The organism is Luteolibacter sp. LG18, from assembly GCF_036322585.1.
Classification (GTDB): Bacteria; Verrucomicrobiota; Verrucomicrobiia; order Verrucomicrobiales; family Akkermansiaceae; genus Luteolibacter.
Genome location: NZ_AP024600.1, coordinates 3,722,252 through 3,740,788 on the forward strand (window position 1 = coordinate 3,722,252; position 18,537 = coordinate 3,740,788).

Below are 18,537 nucleotides of genomic sequence, written 5' to 3' on the forward strand. Positions count from 1 at the left end.
AGCTTCACGGCAGCTTCCACTCCGTACGCTTCGCTTGGTATTCGGCGGCGGGGAGGAGGACGTAGACCGGGTTGCGGGAGGGATCGATGTTGGAGATCAGCCAGCGCAGCTTGTCCTCCTGCATGGTGGTACAACCGGCGGTTGGCTTCGCGCCATCGGCGCGCCAGATGTGGAAGAAGATCGAACTACCGCCGCCGGGGACGATGCGCGGTGCGGCGTTGTGGGCGATGAACAGCTTGATCTTGTGGGCGGGGTCGTCCTGCTTCATCTGCTGCTTTTTCTCCCACGGCGTGGACGGCTCATGATCGAGGATCACGTTTTTGTTGTAATCCTTCGAAGTCGGGTCCTCGACCCACAGGTCGCGGCTGGTGACCTGGCGGTAGAACTGGCCGGGCTTCTTCTTGATGGCGGCGTCATTGCCCCAGGCACCACCGATGGAGAACACCCCGGCAGGGGCGCGCCAATCGCCCTCGCTCTTCAGGCGGGCACCGGCGGGGGCGGGGCTCATGCCACGGCCCCAGACCAGGCCATCGCGGCCGAGGCGTCCGCTCCAGGTCGGGCCGACCTGTTTCCACGCGCCACCGCCATCGCGCTGCCACAGGGCGAGGATGACGTAGGAGGTGTTCCAATCCTTGGCGGTGCCGACCACGCACTGGGTCGAGGACGCCGGGATTTGGAAGGCGGACGCGGTGGCGAGGGTCATCAGACCACAGGCGAGAAATCGGAGCAGGCGCTGCATGTGCCTATGAGACTCCAATCCGCCGTTTTTTCAACTCCCGGTCCTGGTGACGATTTCGAGCACCTTGAACGCATCGCCCGCCCCGGCGGGATCGACCATGGCAGCATCGGTAGGATTCGCCGGGTCCACGTGGGGCTGGAGGAGCTCACGCTGGGTGATCAAGCGGCTGCCCTTGGCCCACGGACGGGCCCATTGCTCCAAGTCGGTGAAATTGACGTCGGCGGTGAGGTCCTGTCGGCCCGGGTTCCGGTAGGCGTCGGGGCCTTCGAGCCGCTGCTGGAGCAGGTAGGCCCGGAGGGTGCCGCGGGGGCGGCGGTGATGGAGCCGGTCCGCGGTGTCGCCGTAGTCGATGACCAGCATCCGCCCGGATTGCCACGTGCCGGGCCAGCTTTCCGGTGAAAGCCACCGTGCCACCGAGTCGTGGACCTCGATGATCTGTCCGGCCGGGTGGGGCTGTTGGAAAGAGGTCGAGTCCGGAAGGTCGTCGGCCTCCCGCCAATCCTCGCGGGGTGGATCGCCGGGAAACAGGTAAAGCTCCTGCCAGCCGGTGGCGGACTTTCGGAAACGGCGGACGGGGAAGGCGTCGATTAGTTCGTTGGAATAGATCGCGGCCCGTTGCCCGCAGGCGGCGAGGGCGTCTTCCATCGTGTCGTGCCAGGTCACCTTGTTTCCCAGTAGGGCCCGCTGTTTCTCGCGGAGCGGGGCGGAGCGCTCGACCAGATGGAGCTTCGTCCGCAGCCGGGACCACCACGGCAGGGCCTTCCTCACGTCCGCGGCCAGCCGTCCCTCGCCCGGGCCGATCTCGATCACCTGCCGCTCGCCGGTTTCCACGATCCAGGCGGCGATCGCCCGGGCGAGCGCCCCGGAGAGCATCGGGGTGGTGGTGAAGTCTCCACCTCGTCCCACTCCGCGGATGCGGCGGGCATAGTAGCCGCGCCGGGGATCGTGGAGGGCGCGGTCCATGAAGTGGTCGAAGCGCAGGGCTTCACCATCGGTCCAGGGCCAGGGCGGGGTGGGGGACTCGTTCAAATGCTCAATCGGGTGCGGCTCCACGGAACCCGGAGACGGCGGCGGAGGCAAGCCGCGGGAATCCGCTCCGTCCGGTGAGGCGGCTGCTTGACGATGCCCGGCATCCGGCGGAGGATGGCAGGATGAAGGAGTTGTTAGCCGGGTGTGTCGGCCTGTTGGGCCTGGCCGCCTGCAAGAAGGAGGAAACGGCGCCGCCGGAGGGCGTCGGCCGGAAGGTCGCGGAGCGGTCCGCGGCGTCGCCCGGCGTGGAGGTGGGGAAAGCGACTCCCGAAGGCGAGCGCCGGCAGGCCGTGCCGCGTCCGAAACAGGAAAAGAAATCCGAATACCCGGTGGGGAAGGTGGTGCAGGGCCAGCCGGGTTTCGTGACCAGTCCTTTCAACAAGCAGATCGTGGACGTGCGTGGCGTGCCGCCCGGCACCCTCGTCCAGGATCCCTCGTTTCCCGCCGCGGAGCGCCGGTTGTTCCGCGTGCCCGATCCCTCTCCCAATCCGAACCCAACCGTATCCAAATGAAAACCATCCGTCGTGTGTTTCCGCTGGCCCTGCTGCTCGCCCTGCCGTCGTGCGTGCCGAAGAGCGAGATCGTGCTGGTGCCGGACAACGTGCCGCGGCAGTTCCGCAACCGCTCGGTGCAGGCGGTGTCCCTCGCCAGCCAGTATCCCGAGGCCACGCCGGTCAATTGCTGCCCGTGCTACGTCCGCAGCCCCTACACCGGACGGCTGGTGAAGGTGAAGTCGGTGAAGCCCGGCTACCTCGCGAAGGACCCGACCGTCCGCTGCGCGACCCGCTATTTCCGTGTGCCGCAGGATCCGGGCTTGGCGATTCCCCAGGAAGTATACGCCCCGTCGAAATGAAGGCTCTCCGTCTTGTCACCCTGATCGCTCCGCTCGTCGCGGTTTTATCGTCGTGCGGTCCCTCCCATGCCGTGCAGGGCCGGGTGACCGACCGCACGGTGGCGAACCGGACCTACGCCGCCGAAGCGAAGGGCTATCCGCTGCCGGGAAAACACTATCCGGTGGCGGAGGTCTTGGCGGGAAACCCGGACTTCATCGTCAGTCCCTACACCCAGCAACCGATCCATCGCGGGCGGCTGAAGGTGAAACGGGGACCGCTGGTGGAGGACCCGACGGTGCACTTCGCGGTGCGCTATTTCCTGCTGCCGCGGGGCTATTGATGGACGCGCCGGTTGGCTGGCCGAGCAGACCGACCAGCCGGACGAGGTCATCCTCGGTGATGTCCACGAAGGAATCGAGGCTCCGCAGGGCGGCCACCACCGCCTCGTGGCTGGGGTGCGGGTTCGTCGGCTTCCCGCGCCGTGCCACGAAGGCCGGGTAGCGCCGCCAGGCGAAGCAGGCATTGAAGACCACCGCGAGCGCCACCATCACCAGCGCGTTCGCCAGCACCGGGTAGAGCACGAACTTGAAACCGAGGTCGTGGATCGCTTGGCCGCCGAGCACCGCGGTGAGGCCGGTGGCTCCGCCCGGCGGGTGGATGCACTTGAACTGGTGCATCGCGCCGATGGAGAGCCCCACCGCGCAGGCGGCGGCGATTTCCGGGGAGGGAATCCATTTCGCACAGGCCACCCCGATCAGGGCGGAGAACCCGTGGCCCGCGATCACCGGCCAGGGTTGGGAAAGCTGGCCGTGGGGCACGGCGAACAGGAGCACCGCGCTGGCTCCCATCGAGGCGATCACCGCCGCCGAGCCGGAGAGGTGGAGGACGCTGCGGCTGATCAGGACCAGCGCGAGGAGGGAAAGAAACCCGCCGAGCAGGGAGAGAAGTTTCTCCTTCACGCTCACCGCACTCAGCTCAATGCCCAGCCAGGATCGCCAATGTTCCATACGCGGGCGGCGAAATGGATCGTGTGACGATATAAATCAAGCCTCTCATGCATCTTATCGAAAATGATCATGGAGGCGCCGGCAGGAGGTCGCCACACGCCGGTTGGCGGGAGTTCCCGAAGGGGAGTGAAGAAGCGGATGCCTCGCTCAGGGAAGTTCTTCCGTTGGAGGCCAAAAGGACGCATTTCGGTACGCCCTCTACCGCTGCAAGACGATCGTGAGCCCGCAGTAGGGACAGTGGAATCCCGGCCGGACGGCGGCTCGGAACCCGATCGAAAAAGCCGGGTGGCCGACGATCCGCTTGCCCTGCGAAGCGAAGATCTCCCAGAACGTGCGGCCCTCGCGCTGCCAGTGGAGCCGGCCCTGGACATGGCCAATTTCCATCAGCACCCCGCAGTCCGGGCAGAGCCGGGAGCTGCCTGCTGGGGGAGGTGCCGCTTCCGGCGTCTGGTAGGGATTGGAGCTCACCGCCCCGCCATCACTTCGACGGTGACGCCCTTGAGATACTCCGTTTCCGGGATCGAGAGCACCACCGGGTGGTCCGGGCGCTGGCCGTGGTTCGCCAGCAGGCGCAGGGCCTTTTTCGCGTCCACCGAGGCGTCGACGATGTTGTCCACGAACAACTCGCGGCTGGCGTGGTGGGAGCAGCAGAAGGAGGACATGATGCCGCCCTTTTCCAGCAGCTTCAGGGACCGCAGGTGGATCTCCTTGTAGCCGCGCATGGCGTCCATGAGCGTCTTCTTGTTCCGGGTGAAGCTCGGCGGATCGAGGATGATCAGGTCGTAGTCCGGCGTGGCGTGCTTCAGGAAATCGAAGACGTTGTGCTCGATCACCTCGATCTCCAGGCCGTTGAGCTCGGCATTCCGCTTGGTGGCCTCACAGGCGCTGGCGGAGATGTCGACGGCAGTGACCTTGGCGGCCCCGGCCTTGGCGCAGGCGAGCGCGAAACCGCCTTGGTTGGTGAAGCAGTCGAGCACGCGCTTGCCCTTGGCGAACTTCGCCACCTCGGCGTGGGACTGGAGCTGGTCGAGGTAGAGGCCGGTCTTCTGGCCGTCGAAGAGGTCGACTTCGAAATCCAGATCGTTCGCCCGGACCGTGAACGGGCCGGGGTTTTCGCCGTGGATGATTTCGATCGCGGGTTCCAGCCCCTCGGCCTTGCGGACCGGGGAGTCGTTGCGGAGCAGGATCGACTTCGGCTCGATCACCGCCACCAGCGCGTCGCGGATCAGGTCCTTCCGCTGGTCCATGGCCAGCGTCAGGGTCTGGAGCACGAGGTGGTCGCCGTAGCGGTCCACGATCACGCCGGGCAGGCCGTCCGACTCGCTCCACACCAGGCGGCACAGGCGTTCGTCCACGCCGGACGTCTGGCGGAGCAGAAGAGCCTGGCTGATGCGGCGGGTGAAGAAATCGAGATCCAGGTCCTGGCGGCGGCGGGAAAAGCGCCGCGCGACGATCTGGGACGCGGGATTGTAGATCGCGGTGCCCATCGGCCGGTCGCGGAAATCCTTCAGCGTGATCACATCGCCGGGCTGCGGATCACCGAAGGTCTTCTTCACTTCGGTGGCGTAGACCCACTCGTGTCCGTGGAAAATGCGGGCGCGGGGAGCGATGATGAGGCCGGGCATGGGGGAGAAAGAGAACAGCCCCGGGCGACGGGACGCAAGGCTCGCTTTCCGAGGGGTTGAAAACCGCGAATGAACGCGAATGGACACGAATATGGATGCGGGGAGGGACGATCGATGAACCGCGCGTTCTTTCTTTTGTGGCTTTCGTGCCCTTTCGTGGTTGATGGAGAAGCAGCGCTTTCCCCCGGAGAACCACCAAAAGCACGAAGGTTCACGAAAAGGAGAGGTGGGGAAGTCCAACCCGAATCTTCATTCATTCGCGTGCATTGGCGTCCATTCGCGGTTTCCATGGGGCGAAAGATTTTTGCGGAAAGAGAACACAAACTTTCCGAATCGATGAAATACCTTTGCATGCGGATTCGTTTCGGTGGGTAGCGATGGGGATCATGTCGTTGTTTGTCCTGTAAGATCCGCCGTCGGAGCACACCCAACCCTGCCTTCCGCCATGAAACCTTGTTGCCCTGGCAATCCGCTCGATCGCTACGCCTCCCGCCGTGAGTTCCTTTACGTGGGCCTGCTGGGAGGCCTCGGGATGACGCTCCCGGGGTTCCTGCAACGGGCGATGGGAGCGCAGAAGGACTACCCGCTGCGGGACGGCGTTGCAAAAGGCATCATTCACATCTTTCTCCCCGGCGGATTGGCTCACCAGGAGTCGTTCGACCCGAAACCGTTCGCTCCGGCGGAGTACCGCGGACCCTTTGGCGCGATCGATACCAAGCTGAAGGGCGTCCAGTTCGGCCAGCACATGAAGGACCTGGCCCAGATCGCGGACAAGTTCACCGTGATCCGCTCGATGTCCCACGGCGAGGCGGCCCACGAGCGCGGCACGCACAACATGTTCACCGGTTACCGGCCGTCGCCGGCGGTCGAGTATCCGTCGATGGGCTCGATCATTTCCCACGAGATGGGGCCGCGGAACAACCTGCCGCCGTATGTCTGCGTGCCGTCGGTGCCGAACGAGTTCGCGAACTCCGGGTTCCTGTCGTCGGCCTACGGTCCGTTCGCGCTCGGGTCCGATCCCGCACAGGGCAATTTCCAGGTCCGCGACCTGTCGCTGCCGAAGGGTGTGTCCGACGAACGTTTCGCGCGCCGCCGCTCGCTGCTGGAAACAGTGGACCACCACTTCCGCACGCTGGAGAAATCCGACGCGCTGGACTCGATGGACGCCTTCTACCAGCACGCCTACAAGCTGATCTCGTCCCAACAGGCGCGGGAGGCCTTCAACCTCGCCGCCGAGCCGGACGCGCTGAAGGATGAATACGGCCGCACCCAGGCCGGGCAGCGGATGCTGCTCGCCCGCCGCCTGATCGAGGGCGGGGTGCGCTTCGTGTCCCTGACCGCGGGCGGTTGGGACCATCACGACAATCTCAAGGCGGGGATCGAAAAGGAGCTGCCGCCGGTGGACAAGGCGCTTGCCACCCTGATCCGGGACCTCGAACGGCGCGGGATGCTCGATTCCACGCTGGTGGTGGTAACCTCGGAATTCGGGCGCACGCCGAAGGTCAATCCCACCGGCGGCCGCGACCACTGGCCGCGGGTGTTCTCGGTGATGCTCGCGGGCGGCGGCGTGAAGGCGGGCTACGTCCACGGCGCGTCCGATGCGCTCGGCGGCGAACCCGAGCAGGACATGGTGACCGTGTCCGACCTCGCCACCACGATGTACAACCAGATCGGCATCACCGCGGACAAGGAGCTGATGTCGCCGGGCAACCGCCCGATCGAGATCTGCGACGGCGGGCATGTGTTGGATTCCATCCTCGCGAAAAAGGCATGACCCGTGCGGTTTCCATGGCCCTGGCGTTGCTGCCCGCGGCGCTGCACGCGTTTTCCCCGGAGCTTTCGCTGATCGTCCCCCGTGGCGGCCAGCAGGGCACGGAGGTGGCGGTGGAGTTCCGTGGCGATCGCCTGGAGGAGGTGCAGGAGGCGCTGTTCTACGACTCCGGGATCGCGCTGAAGGACCTGGAGGTGAAGGACGGCAAGAAGGCGGTGGCGAAGCTGGTGATCGCTGCTGATGCCCATCTCGGCCAGCACGTGCTGCGGCTGCGTTCGCCGGGTGGCCTCACCGAGCTGCGGACGTTCTGGGTCGGACAGTTTCCCACGGTGGCGGAGGTGGAGCCGAACAACAGCTTCGACCAGCCGCAGAAGGTGGACCTCAATGTCACCGTCGCCGGGGTGGCGGGTAACGAGGACGAGGACTACTATGTGTGTAGTTTGAAGAAGGGCCAGCGGCTGTCGGTGGAGGTCGAGGGCATGCGGCTGGGGCGGACGATGTTCGATCCCTACGTGGCCATCCTCGATCCGCGGAAGTTCGAGGTGGCGTCGTGCGACGACGCTCCGCTGCTGAAGAACGACGCCTTCGCCACGATCATCGCGCCGGAGGACGGCGATTACCGCGTGGTGGTCCGGGAGGCCGCGTATGAGGGCACGGACCAGTGCGACTACCGCCTGCACATCGGTTCCTTCCCCCGGCCATCGGCGGTGTTCCCACCGGGCGGCAAGCCGGGCGAGACACTGGAGTTCCGCCTCATCGGGGATCCGGCGGGTCCGATCGTCAAGAAGGAGACGCTGCCGCAGAACACGGAGCGTTTTCCCTTGTTCGCCAGCGTGGACGGGTTGCTGGCTCCCTCCGCGAACCAGGTGGTGGTGTCACCGCTCGAGCATGCGGAGGAAACCGAGCCGAACAATTCACGCGAGCAGGCCACGCAGCTTCCCGCGATCCCGTGCGCGGGACAGGGGATTCTGGAACAGAAGGACGACGTCGATTGCTACAAGTTTCATGCCGCGAAGGGCGACAACCTCGTGCTGAAGGTGATGGGCCGCGCGCTGCGCTCGCCGATCGACGCCGTGCTGCGGCTGCGCGCCGCGAAGGACGGCAAGCAGCTCGGCGAAAACGACGACCAGGGCGGTCCCGATCCGCTGCTGGCGTGGACCTGCCCGGAGGATGGCGACTATGTTTTCGAGGTGCGCGACAAGCTCGGTCGCGGCGGGCCGGATTATACCTATCGCTTGGAAATCCTCCGCAAGGAGCCGGCCATCGCCGCCGCCATGCCGGTGGTGGAACGGAACAATTCCCAGAAATGGAAGACCTTCGTGGTGCCGCGCGGCAACCGCTATGCGGCCCTGATCAACGTCACCCGCGAGAACGTCGCCTGCGACATGGTGCTGGAAGCGGCGTCGCTGCCAGCAGGGGTGACGATGAACGCGCCCGGCGTGCCGAAATCGACCAGCAGTTTCCCGGTGGTGTTCGAAGCGAAGGCCGATGCGCCGGTGGCGGGCGCGCTTTACCATCTCGGCGTCCGCTCGACCGGCGACGGTCCCGCGCTCAAGGGCGAGCTGGGAGATGCGATCCACCTCGTGGATGTGAACAACCAGGGCTCGTATCATTCCGTGCCGCTCGACCGCATCGCGATGGCGGTGATCAACGAGGCCCCGGTGAAGATCGAGCTCGATCCGCCCGCGGTGCCGATCGTCCGCAACGGCATCCTCCAGCTCAAGGTGCGGGCGATCCGTTCCGAGGGTTACAACGACGCCATCACCGTGCGTTTCCTGTGGAGTCCGCCGGGCATCGGAGCGCCGACCACGATCCAGATTCCCGCGGGCCAGTCCGAGGCGATGTATGAGATCAATGCCAATGGCGACGCGCCGGTGGCGGAGTGGAAGGTCTGCGTGCTGGCCGAGGCCCCGACGCCGAAGGGCACGGTGCTGGTTTCCTCCGCGCTGGTGCCGCTGAAGGTGGTCGAGCCGTATTTGACGATGACCATGGACATGGCCGCGACCGAGCAGGGCAAGGCCGCGCCGATGACCTGCAAGCTGGAGGTTCAGCATCCTTTCAATGGCGACGCCACCGCCGAGTTGCTCGGCCTTCCGGGCGGCGTGACCACCACGCCGGTGACCTTCAACAAGGACAAGACCGAGATCGTCTTCCCGCTCACCGTCGCGGGAGATGCGCCGGTGAACAAGCACGGCAACCTCTTCTGCCGCGTCACGGTGCCGGAGAACGGTACGACCATCCTGCACCAGGTGGGGCAGGGCGGCACGCTGCGCATCGACAAGCCGAGCCAGCCGGTGGCGAAGGCCACCCAGCCCGAAAAGCCTCCCGAGCCGGGAGCTCCCGCCGCTCCAGCCGCCCCGGCGGCGAAACCGCTTTCCCGTCTCGAACAACTCCGCCAGCGCACGCCATGATCCGACCGATCCCCATCGCAAGGGCCGCGGCTGCCCTGCTTGCCTCCACCCTTGTCTCGCAGGCCGCGTCCTTCGAGAAGGTGCAGGACATTCTCGAAACCCGCTGCGTGGAATGCCACCAGACCGGCAAGACCAAGGGCAACCTGCTGATGGAAACCCGCGAGGGCTTTCTCAAGGGCGGCGATTCCGGCGCGGCGATCGAACCGGGTAACGCGGCGAAATCCGAGCTGCTCAAGCGCCTCCACCTTCCTAAGGACGACGAGGACGCGATGCCGCCGGCGAAGTCGGGCCCACCGCTCACCGAGGAAGAGCAGACGCTGATCCGGCAGTGGGTGAATGAAGGCGCGCCGTGGCCGGATGGGCTGACGCTGGCGTCGCGGTCGAAGAACGCCCTGCCGCGCTGGGATGCCCCGTCCGACCCGCAGCTTGCGTCGATCGAGGCGTTCCCGAAATCGGTGAGCCTGGAGACGGCGGCGGACTTCCACCGCGTGATCGTCATCGCGCGTTTCAAGGATTCCGCCACCCACGACATCACCCGCCAGTCGAAGCTGACGCTCGGCGATCCCACGCTGGCCACGCTGACCGGGACCACGCTGCTGCCGAAGAAGGATGGCACCACCACGCTCAAGATCGAATACCGCGGGCTGTCCACCGAGGTGGAGGTGGCGGTGAAGGATGCCACCAAGCCGCGGCCGGTTTCGTTCCAACTCGATGTGATGCCGGTGCTCACGGCGGCGGGGTGCAATACCGGCTCATGTCATGGTTCCGCGCGCGGCCAGGATGGCTTCCACCTTTCGCTCTACGGATTCGATCCAAAGGGCGACTTCCAGCGGCTCACCACCGAGATGGCGGGTCGCCGCATCAACCTGGCGATGCCGGAGGATTCGCTGATGCTGACCAAGGCCACCGGCGCGGTGCCGCACACCGGCGGCAAGTTGTTCCCGAAGGACAGCGCGTCCTACAACACGCTGGTCGAGTGGATCCGCAATGGCGCGGAATACGATGCAGACGGGATTCCGCAGCCGACCGGCATCTCGGTGGAGCCTTCGGAAATGGTGCTCAAGGGCGGCGATATCCGCGTGCCGCTCACCGTCCGCGCGACCTACTCCGATGGCACGGACCGCGATGTTTCGACTTTGTCCGGCTTCTCGACCTCGAACGACAACTCGGTGACGATCGACAAGCACCAGGGCGTCGCCGCCTCCAAGAACCGCGGCGAGGCGTTCCTGCTCGCACGCTTCCACACCTTCACCGAGGGCTCGCAGACCATCGTCGTCCCCGCCGATCTGCCCTACACCCGGCCGGAGGTGGCGGAGAACAACTACATCGACAAGCTGGTCCACGACAAACTGGACAAGCTCCGCATCGTGCCCTCCGGCCTGTGCTCGGACGAGGAATTCATCCGCCGCGCGTTCATCGACATCGTCGGCGAGCTGCCGAGCGTGCCGGAGCGCGAGGCCTTCCTTGCCAGCAACGATGCGAAAAAGCGCGAGGTGCTGGTCGATCAACTGCTTTCCCGCAAGGAGTTCACCGAGATGTGGGTGATGAAGTGGGCGGAGCTGCTCCAGATCCGCACCTTCCAGAAGGGCGGCAGCCAAGTGAGCTACAAGGCGGCGCTCGGCTACTATAACTGGCTGCGCGAGCGCATCGCCGCGAACATGCCGTTCAACGAACTCGTCCGGCAGTTGCTTTCGGCGGAGGGCGGCACTTTCACCAATCCGGCGACGAATTACTTCCAGCTCGAGGAGGAGCCGCTGAAGACCAGCGAGAACGTCGCGCAGGTGTTCATGGGCACCCGCATCCAGTGCGCGCAGTGCCACAACCATCCCTTCGACCGCTGGACGATGGAGGACTACTACGGCTTCGCGGCGTTCTTCGCGCAGGTGAAGCGGAAGCCCGCGGAGGACCCGCGCGAGCGCATCGTCTTCGATGGCGGCGGCGAGGTGCAGCACCTGGTCACGAAGCAGAACGTCGCGCCGAAGTTCCTCGGCGGGCCGCGCCCGGAGATCAAGAACGAGACCCGCCGCGAGGAGGTGGCGAAATGGCTGACCTCGACCGACAATCCGTGGTTCGCCCGCAATGTGGCCAACATCGTGTGGGCGCATTTCCTCGGCACCGGGATCGTCGAACCGGTGGATGACGTCCGCGTATCGAATCCACCGTCGAACCCGGCGCTCCTCGATGAACTGACGAAGAAGTTCGTGGCCTACAACTACGACTTCCGGAAACTGGTGCGGGACATCTGCACCTCGCGGACCTACCAGCTCGCCAGCGCCACCAACGAGACGAACGTCACCGATGACCGCAATTTCTCCCACGCCGCGATCCGCCGCGTGCGCGCGGAGGTGCTGCTCGATTGCATCTCGCAGGTCACCAACACGCCGAACAAGTTCAAGGGACTGCCGCTCGGCGCGCGGGCGGTGCAAATCGCGGACGGCAACACGACGAACTACTTCCTCACCACCTTCGGCCGCGCGTCACGCGCCACCGCCTGCTCGTGCGAGGTGAAGATGGAGCCGAACCTGTCGCAGGCGCTGCACCTCCTCAATGGCGACACCACCCAGCAGCGCATCCGCAATGGCAAGATCGTCGAGACCTACCTCAAGGACAAGAAATCGCCGAGCGAGGTGATCACCAACCTCTACCTCTCCACGCTCGGCCGCGCGCCCACCGATCCGGAACTCACCAACCTGCTCGCCGCCACCAAGGACGTGACCAAGCCCGAGGAAACGCGCGAGGTGCTGGAGGACGTCTTCTGGGCGCTGCTGAACTCGAAGGAATTCATCTTCAATCACTGATTTTTCCAACCACGCATGGTCACGAATCTCCACGAGTTGAAAAAGATCTTGGGCCGGTTTCTTCCTGCGAAGAACCGCCTCCATTCGCGTTCATTCGTGTCCATTCGCGGTTTCCAATTCCTTCTCCTTGCTCCGGTAGTTGCTTTCGCGGAGGACAAGATCACGTATGACGACCAGATCTTCCCGCTGTTCCAACAATCGTGCCTGAACTGCCACAACCCGGACAAGACCAAGGGCGGGCTCGACCTTTCGACCTACTCCGGCGCAATGAAGGGCGGCTCCGGCGGCAAGATCGCCGAGCCCGGCGACAAGGGCTCGAAGATCATTGCGGTGTGCCTCCAGACCACCGATCCGAAGATGCCGCCGGAGGGTGAGAAGCTCGGGGCCGCGCAGATCGATTTGTTGAAGGGATGGATCGAGGGCGGCCTGCTGGAGAACAAGAACTCGACCGCGAGGAAGCCCTCGAAACCGAAGTTCGAAACCGCACTGAAATCCGATCCGGGCGCGAAGCCGGAAGGACCGCCGCCGATGCCCGAGCACCTGCGCCTGGAACCGACGGTCACCACCAAGCGGGCGTCCGCCGTGCATTCGATGGTGGCCTCGCCGTGGGCGCCGCTGATCGCTATCACCGGGCAACGGCAGGTGTTGCTCCATCATGCGGAGACGCTGGAACTGGTGGCGGTGCTGCCGTTTCCGGAGGGCGATCCGGTGTCGCTGGCGTTCACGCCGGATGGCCGCTACCTGATCGTCGGCGGCGGCACGCCGGGGAAATCGGGCGTGACGGTGACCTTCGACGTGAAGACCGGCGAACGCGCGCTGACGGTGGCGAAAGAGTTCGATTCGATCCTGGCCGCCGATATCCGGCCCGGGTTCGACGTGGTCGCCACCGGCGGCCCCTCGAAGTTGCTCAAGCTCTGGAACAGCCAGACCGGCGCGCCGATCGCCTCGATCAAGAAGCACACCGATTGGATCACGGCGCTGGATATCTCCCCGGATGGCATCCTCGTGGCCTCGGGCGACCGCAATGGCGGCGTGTGGGTGTGGGAGGCGGAGAGCGGCAATGAGTTCCACACCCTGCGTGCCCATCAGGCGGCGATCTCCGCGGCGGCGTTCCGGACGGACTCGAATCTCCTAGCGACGGCCTCCGAGGACGGCACCGTCCGGTTCTGGGAAATGAACGGTGGCTCCGAGGTGAAGAAGCTCGACGCGCACCCGGGCGGGGTGACCGCGTTTGCGTTCGCACGGGATGGTTCGTTCGTCACGACCGGCCGCGACAAGAAGGTCCGGCTGTGGAAACCGGATTTCAGCCCGGCCAAGGAGCTGGCGAAGGACTTGCCCGCGCTGCCGACGGCGGCGGTGCTGTCCGCGGATGGTGGCCGGGCGTTCGTGGCGGACTATCAGGGGACGATCCGCGTTTACACCACCGCTGATGGGAAGCAGGCCGGGGAGTTCATCGCCGCGCCGCCATCAATCGCCAGCCGCCTTGCGTCGCTGACGGAGCAGATCCAGAGCGCGGCCGGCGCGATCACTGCCGCCGAGGCCAAGGTGGTGGAGGCCACCAAAGCCTTCGAGGGATCGAAAAAGGCCGTGGTCGATGCCGAGGAGGCGGCCAAGCAGGCAAGGATGATCCACGAGGCCGCGAAGAAGGGGGAGGCCGAGGTCCGCGGGAAGCTGGAGCAGCTCCGGCAGGGCATCGGAGCTCGCCGTGCGGAGCTCGAGCGTTTGATGGCGGAGGAAAGCAACGCCGTGAAGGAGCTGGAGGCGAAACGGCAGGCCCTGGCCGCCCAGCCCGAGGACCAGCGGAATCCTCCGGAACTGGCCGCGATGGAAGGAAAGCACCGCGAGCTCGGGGAGAAGCTGGCGAATCTCCGCCAGCAGCTTGACGGCTTGGAAGCCGAGGAGAAGACCTTGCCGGGTGTGCTGGAAGGCAGTGCCCGCGCCGCCTTGGCCGCCGGGGAGCGGATCAAACCGGTGGATGAGACCCTGGCCACCCGCAAGAAAGAGGTGCCCGCGTTTGAAAAGGGGCTCAATGACGCCCGTGCCGAGCTCGAGGCCGCGAAGGCCCGCGTGCCCACCCTTCAGAAAGCCGAGAAGCATTGGCAGGCCGCGGCCATCAATACCCGCGCTCTCGACGCTCGTGACGGTGCCCGCCAGCTCACCCAGACCGCCACCGACCAGCAGGCGGAGTTCCGGGATTTGACGGAATCGATCGCCGCCCAGACCGCGGCCCTCGCGGCGAAACGGACGGAGCGCGCCGCCTTTGCCGCCAAGCTCGACGATCCCGCCGCCAAGGCTCACCGCGAGGAGGGGCGGATCACCCTCTCCGCCCTCGATTCCAGCCTCGCCAGCCGGGCGGAAACCCTGGCCGCGGACGAACGGAAGCTGGTGGCGCTGGGGGATTCCATCGAGTCGTTGACCGTGAAACTGTTGGCCGGTTCCCTGAAGGCGGACGACCTCAAAGCCGCCTATCTGACCGCCCTGCGGAAGTGATGGATTTCCATTTCTGAAATCCACCGTCGATTTCGCCTTGCCCCCGGGCTGCCAGCAGGTTAGACCGCCCGCCACCAACCATGGGACAGCAATCCAACAAGGTCATCAAGCGCAAGCGCCGTTCGGACTATCTGAAGCGGAAGAAGGAACAGGCGAAGCTCGGAGGCATCGTGAAGAAGAAGTCCTCCACGAAGAAGGCTGCTTCCACCGAGGAGAAGTCCGCCGCCAAGAAGGCTGCTCCCGCCGCGAAGAAGGTGGCCGCCAAGAAGGCTCCGGCCAAGAAGGTCGCCAAGAAGGAAGCCGAAGGCGAGGCTCCTGAGACCGGTGAAGCCGGCGAGGAGTAATCCCCCGGGATTTCCAAACCATTTTTTGAAACAGGCCGGTTGCCAGGCGCATCCGGCCTGTTTCTTTTTCAGGCGTGGAGCGTCTCCTGATTGTCGATGGCCACAGCGCGATTTTCTCGATCCCGCGGTTCGCCAGCCTGCACCGTGGTCCCACCCGCTACCTCGCGCGGCTGGAGCTGGTGAAGTGGCTCCAGCGCTTCGGAGATGCCTCGGATTGGAAGGTAGTCGTCGTGTTCGATGGCAAGCAGGCGGAGCGGGGGATCGAAGGCGGCAACGAGGACGGCATTCTCATCCTCTACTCCCGCGACGGTGAGACGGCCGACACGGTGATCGAGCGGCTGGCGGCCCGTTTTGCCACCCGCGACCAGGTCCGCGTGGCCAGTGACGACCGGATGGTGCTGATGACTTCCTCGACCTTCGGCGCGGAGACGATGCGGATCGCGGCGCTGGAGATCCTGATGGAGGGGTAGGGGCGCTGTTGCGTCGAATTCGCTGGTCCGGGCGGACGGTTTCGTCGTCAACTTTCCCGGTCATGTCGGAACGCAAGGTCAGTTGGATCGTGGTCATTCTCGGGCTCGCCCGTGCGATCCTGCACGACCGTCCGATGCGGCGCCGGATCCTCGGCCGGATGCTGATGGTGGCGCTGGGCATGATGGCCATCGGCCTGTGGTTGATCGCGGGTTGGCTGTCGAAAAACATCCTGTGGTTCACCGCCTGGTGGGGTTCCTGCGCGCTGCTCACCTCCGCCGTGATGATCTTCGCGCTCTACGACGCGCTCGCCGTGATCCGGGAGGAGCGCGAAAAGATCGATCGCGAATGAGTTGCTAGAAAAGCAGCCGTTCGGCAGTATCGGCGCACATGGATTCCCGCGAGTTTGTTTCCTACGGCCTGTCGCACTGGACGGCCCTCGTCGCCACCGCCGTGGCCTCGGTCGGCATGATCCGTTTGAACCGCTCCACGAAGGTGTCGGACGCGGTGAAACAGCGGGCGAACACGATCCTCGCGGCCCTGCTGGTGATCGCGGTGTCGCTCGATCCACTGCTGACCTGGCTGCGCTACCGGCACGATGAGGACGTGGCCTTGGCCGGGCGCTTGGTCCGGGAAACGGCGCTGCCGTTGTATCTCTGCGACGTGGTCTCGCTGGTGCTTGCCGTGGCCCTCGTCACCCGCCGCCAGCGCTGGACTGAGATGGGCTATTTCTGGGGGCTGGCGGGGACGGTGCAGGGGCTGCTGACGCCGACGCTGTATTTCGATTGGGACACGCCCGAGTATTACGCGTTTTTCGTCCAGCATGGCGGGGTGCCGGTGGCCGCGCTGGCCTTGGTGTTCGGGGCCGGGATCCGGCCGCAGCCCGGCGCGTTCAAGCGGGCCGTGTTCTGGAGTTGGGTCTACATGGCGGTGGTGTTCGGGCTGAACGTGCTACTGGAATCGAACTACGGCTTCCTCAACCACAAGCCCGCCGTCGGCACGCTGTTCGATTACATGGGGCCGGAGCCGTGGTATCTGCTCACCCTGCAAGCCGTGGCGTTCACCCTTTACGGACTGCTGCTATTGCCATTTGCACGGCGTTCCGGACCAAGGATTGTGGCAGAACCGGCATTGTAAATACAGACATTCGTCTTGCGGCGGCGACGCTCTGTTAGTCACCATGATGATCGTGACGCCCGAATTAAAAGACCTGTTCGAATTTCTCCGTTTTCCCAGTGTTTCCACCGATTCCCGCCATGCGGACGACGTCCGTGCCTGCGCCGGGTGGTTGATCGAAAAGCTCAATGGCATGGGCCTCCAGGCCTCTCTCCACGAGACGGCGAAGCACCCGATCGTGGTGGCGAAAAACGAGCACGTCGCCGGTCGTCGCACGGTGCTCATCTACGGTCACTACGACGTCCAGCCGGTCGATCCGCTCCACCTCTGGACCACTCCGCCGTTCGAACCAGACATCCGCGATGGCAAGATCTGGGCCCGCGGTTCCGCCGACAACAAGGGCCAGATGCTCGCCCATGTCCTCGGGGTCGAGAAGACCCTCCGCGAGAAGGGCGAACTGCCGGTGAACCTGACCTTCCTTTTCGAGGGCGAGGAGGAAATCGGCAGCCCGAACCTGCTGCCGTTCCTGCGCGAGAACGCCGAGCTGCTGAAATGCGACGTGATCGCCATTTCCGACACCGGCATGGTCGGTCCCGGCGTCCCCACCTTCAGTTACGGCCTGCGCGGCATCGCGTGCTGCGAGGTCACCCTGCGCGGTCCGAAGGCGGACCTGCACTCCGGCATCTTCGGGGGCGCGGTGGCGAACCCGGCGGCTGGCATCGCCCGGCTGATCTCCAGCCTCCACGAGCCGAACGGCAAGGTGGCGGTCGATGGTTTCTACGAGGACGTCCGCCCGCTGGAGGCGTGGGAGCATGAGATGTGGGCGAAGATCCCGGGCGTGACCGATGCCCAGTTCCTCCACTTCACCGGCTCCCCGGCGCTCTACGGTGAACCCGGCTACAGCTCGGCCGAGCGCACCTGGGCCCGCCCGACCGCCGAGGTCAATGGCATCGGCGGCGGCTACCAGGGCGAGGGCTCGAAGACCGTCCTGCCCGCCGAAGCTTTCGCGAAGCTGTCCTTCCGCCTCGTGCCGGACCAGGACCCCGCCGACATCATGGAAAAGGTCCGCCAGCACCTGGAGTGGAACTGCCCGCCGGGCCTGACCATGGAGATCGAGGTCGGCCACGACGGCAAACCCTACGCCACCGACCCGCATTCCAGCTTCGGCCAGGCCGCCCAGAACGCCCTGCGCAAGGCTTTTGGCTCCGATCCGGTGCTCATCCGCGAGGGTGGCAGCATCCCGATCGTCCAGTCGTTCCGCAGCGTGCTCGGGGTCGACACCCTGCTGCTGGGCCTCGCGCTGGCCGATTCCCAGGTCCACGCCCCGGACGAGAACTTCCCGGTGGAGAACTTCGAGGCTGGCATCCGCCTCAACCAGTTGCTGCTGGAGGAGCTCGCTGGTTGATTTTCAACCACGAAAGGCACGAAATTTCACGAAATGGAGGAGTCTGGCTTGCTGCTCAAGGAGGAGGTCGGCCGGATTCTGGATGCCGCCATCGAGGTACACCGGGTGCTCGGCTATGGCCTTCTAGAGAAACCGTATGAGAATGCCTTGTTCCGGGAATTGGGGCTCCGCGGCATCCCGTGCCAGCAGCAGCCGCGCTATCCGGTGGACTACAAGGGATTTCGGGTCGGTGAATTTGTTCCGGATCTGGTAGCCTTCGGGTCGGTTATCGTGGATACCAAGACCATCGAACGCATCACCACCCACGAAGTCGGGCAAATGATCAATTATTTGCGCATCACCGGCTTGCGGGTGGGGGTGATTCTCAATTTTAAAAATCAGAAAATCGAAATCAGAAGAATCGTCCTCTGAAATCCTGACGATCGCCAATCCTCCTTCTATCCACCCGAATCCCGACGGCAAACTTTCGTGCCCTTTCGTGTTTTTCGTGGTTCCAGTCTT

At 65.1% G+C, this 18,537-nt stretch carries 17 protein-coding genes; 12 read left to right on the forward strand and 5 right to left on the reverse strand.

The window, feature by feature from the left end; genetic code table 11:
• Positions 1 to 4: 4 nt before the first annotated feature.
• Positions 5 to 739, reverse strand: a complete 735-nt coding sequence (locus llg_RS14900; protein WP_338285472.1) for a L,D-transpeptidase family protein — start codon at positions 737 to 739, stop codon at positions 5 to 7.
• Positions 740 to 769: 30 nt separating this feature from the next.
• The gene (locus llg_RS14905; RefSeq protein ID WP_338285473.1) at positions 770 to 1,768 is read right to left on the reverse strand and encodes an SAM-dependent methyltransferase; all 999 of its coding nucleotides are present in this window, start codon (positions 1,766 to 1,768) and stop codon (positions 770 to 772) included.
• A gap of 74 nt (positions 1,769 to 1,842) precedes the next feature.
• Between llg_RS14905 and llg_RS14910 the strand changes: the two genes are divergently transcribed.
• Together llg_RS14910 and llg_RS14915 are read left to right on the forward strand one after the other, a co-directional pair.
• Complete coding sequence (locus llg_RS14910) at positions 1,843 to 2,280, forward strand: hypothetical protein (RefSeq protein WP_338285474.1); 438 nt, start codon at positions 1,843 to 1,845, stop codon at positions 2,278 to 2,280.
• A complete protein-coding gene (locus llg_RS14915) occupies positions 2,277 to 2,621 on the forward strand; it encodes a hypothetical protein (protein WP_338285475.1) in 345 nt (114 codons plus the stop codon). The genes llg_RS14910 and llg_RS14915 overlap by 4 nt, the downstream gene beginning before the upstream one ends.
• 198 nt (positions 2,622 to 2,819) lie before the next feature.
• On the opposite strand, the gene llg_RS14920 is transcribed toward llg_RS14915, so the two are convergent.
• The 3 genes from llg_RS14920 to llg_RS14930 all read right to left on the reverse strand — a co-directional run bounded on the left by llg_RS14920 (position 2,820) and on the right by llg_RS14930 (position 5,233).
• Positions 2,820 to 3,608 carry an HPP family protein gene (locus llg_RS14920; RefSeq protein ID WP_338285476.1) on the reverse strand — a complete coding sequence of 263 codons (789 nt, stop codon included), beginning with the start codon at positions 3,606 to 3,608 and terminating at the stop codon, positions 2,820 to 2,822.
• Positions 3,609 to 3,806: 198 nt separating this feature from the next.
• Entirely contained in the window at positions 3,807 to 4,076 is a 270-nt protein-coding gene (locus llg_RS14925) for a PF20097 family protein (RefSeq protein WP_338285477.1), read from the reverse strand.
• On the reverse strand, positions 4,073 to 5,233 hold the full coding sequence (locus tag llg_RS14930; protein WP_338285478.1) for a class I SAM-dependent rRNA methyltransferase: 1,161 nt from the start codon (positions 5,231 to 5,233) through the stop codon (positions 4,073 to 4,075). The genes llg_RS14925 and llg_RS14930 overlap by 4 nt, the downstream gene beginning before the upstream one ends.
• 445 nt (positions 5,234 to 5,678) lie before the next feature.
• On the opposite strand from llg_RS14930, the gene llg_RS14935 reads away from it, so the two are divergent.
• The 10 genes from llg_RS14935 to llg_RS14980 all read left to right on the forward strand — a co-directional run bounded on the left by llg_RS14935 (position 5,679) and on the right by llg_RS14980 (position 18,447).
• A complete protein-coding gene (locus tag llg_RS14935) occupies positions 5,679 to 7,007 on the forward strand; it encodes a DUF1501 domain-containing protein (protein ID WP_338285479.1) in 1,329 nt (442 codons plus the stop codon).
• Complete coding sequence (locus llg_RS14940) at positions 7,004 to 9,415, forward strand: PPC domain-containing protein (protein ID WP_338285480.1); 2,412 nt, start codon at positions 7,004 to 7,006, stop codon at positions 9,413 to 9,415. Before llg_RS14935 ends, llg_RS14940 begins: the two co-directional genes overlap by 4 nt.
• Positions 9,412 to 12,213: a PSD1 and planctomycete cytochrome C domain-containing protein gene (locus llg_RS14945; protein WP_338285481.1), complete on the forward strand. Its 2,802-nt coding sequence runs from the start codon at positions 9,412 to 9,414 to the stop codon at positions 12,211 to 12,213. Before llg_RS14940 ends, llg_RS14945 begins: the two co-directional genes overlap by 4 nt.
• A gap of 96 nt (positions 12,214 to 12,309) precedes the next feature.
• Positions 12,310 to 14,703 carry a c-type cytochrome domain-containing protein gene (locus llg_RS14950; protein WP_338285482.1) on the forward strand — a complete coding sequence of 798 codons (2,394 nt, stop codon included), beginning with the start codon at positions 12,310 to 12,312 and terminating at the stop codon, positions 14,701 to 14,703.
• A gap of 80 nt (positions 14,704 to 14,783) precedes the next feature.
• Positions 14,784 to 15,047: a hypothetical protein gene (locus llg_RS14955; protein ID WP_338285483.1), complete on the forward strand. Its 264-nt coding sequence runs from the start codon at positions 14,784 to 14,786 to the stop codon at positions 15,045 to 15,047.
• Between the two features lie 74 nt (positions 15,048 to 15,121).
• Positions 15,122 to 15,517 carry an NYN domain-containing protein gene (locus llg_RS14960; RefSeq protein WP_338285484.1) on the forward strand — a complete coding sequence of 132 codons (396 nt, stop codon included), beginning with the start codon at positions 15,122 to 15,124 and terminating at the stop codon, positions 15,515 to 15,517.
• Positions 15,518 to 15,579: 62 nt separating this feature from the next.
• Positions 15,580 to 15,867, forward strand: a complete 288-nt coding sequence (locus llg_RS14965; RefSeq protein ID WP_338285485.1) for a hypothetical protein — start codon at positions 15,580 to 15,582, stop codon at positions 15,865 to 15,867.
• Between the two features lie 38 nt (positions 15,868 to 15,905).
• Positions 15,906 to 16,652 (forward strand): TIGR02206 family membrane protein, encoded by a 747-nt coding sequence (locus tag llg_RS14970; protein WP_338285486.1) that lies wholly within the window; start codon positions 15,906 to 15,908, stop codon positions 16,650 to 16,652.
• A 43-nt stretch (positions 16,653 to 16,695) separates the two neighbouring features.
• Complete coding sequence (locus tag llg_RS14975) at positions 16,696 to 18,036, forward strand: dipeptidase (RefSeq protein WP_338285487.1); 1,341 nt, start codon at positions 16,696 to 16,698, stop codon at positions 18,034 to 18,036.
• Positions 18,037 to 18,069: 33 nt separating this feature from the next.
• Positions 18,070 to 18,447 (forward strand): GxxExxY protein, encoded by a 378-nt coding sequence (locus tag llg_RS14980; RefSeq protein ID WP_338285488.1) that lies wholly within the window; start codon positions 18,070 to 18,072, stop codon positions 18,445 to 18,447.
• Positions 18,448 to 18,537 lie beyond the last annotated feature (90 nt).

Bases quoted from the DNA above. Each gene is read 5' to 3' on its own strand.
- llg_RS14900 (WP_338285472.1), bottom strand. From the start codon at position 739: ATGCAGCGCCTGCTCCGATTTCTCGCCTGTGGTCTGATGACCCTCGCC.
- llg_RS14915 (WP_338285475.1), top strand. From the start codon at position 2,277: ATGAAAACCATCCGTCGTGTGTTTCCGCTGGCCCTGCTGCTCGCCCTG.
- llg_RS14920 (WP_338285476.1), bottom strand. From the start codon at position 3,608: ATGGAACATTGGCGATCCTGGCTGGGCATTGAGCTGAGTGCGGTGAGC.
- llg_RS14930 (WP_338285478.1), bottom strand. From the start codon at position 5,233: ATGCCCGGCCTCATCATCGCTCCCCGCGCCCGCATTTTCCACGGACAC.
- llg_RS14935 (WP_338285479.1), top strand. From the start codon at position 5,679: ATGAAACCTTGTTGCCCTGGCAATCCGCTCGATCGCTACGCCTCCCGC.
- llg_RS14940 (WP_338285480.1), top strand. From the start codon at position 7,004: ATGACCCGTGCGGTTTCCATGGCCCTGGCGTTGCTGCCCGCGGCGCTG.
- llg_RS14945 (WP_338285481.1), top strand. From the start codon at position 9,412: ATGATCCGACCGATCCCCATCGCAAGGGCCGCGGCTGCCCTGCTTGCC.
- llg_RS14955 (WP_338285483.1), top strand. From the start codon at position 14,784: ATGGGACAGCAATCCAACAAGGTCATCAAGCGCAAGCGCCGTTCGGAC.
- llg_RS14965 (WP_338285485.1), top strand. From the start codon at position 15,580: ATGTCGGAACGCAAGGTCAGTTGGATCGTGGTCATTCTCGGGCTCGCC.
- llg_RS14970 (WP_338285486.1), top strand. From the start codon at position 15,906: ATGGATTCCCGCGAGTTTGTTTCCTACGGCCTGTCGCACTGGACGGCC.
- llg_RS14975 (WP_338285487.1), top strand. From the start codon at position 16,696: ATGATGATCGTGACGCCCGAATTAAAAGACCTGTTCGAATTTCTCCGT.
- llg_RS14980 (WP_338285488.1), top strand. From the start codon at position 18,070: ATGGAGGAGTCTGGCTTGCTGCTCAAGGAGGAGGTCGGCCGGATTCTG.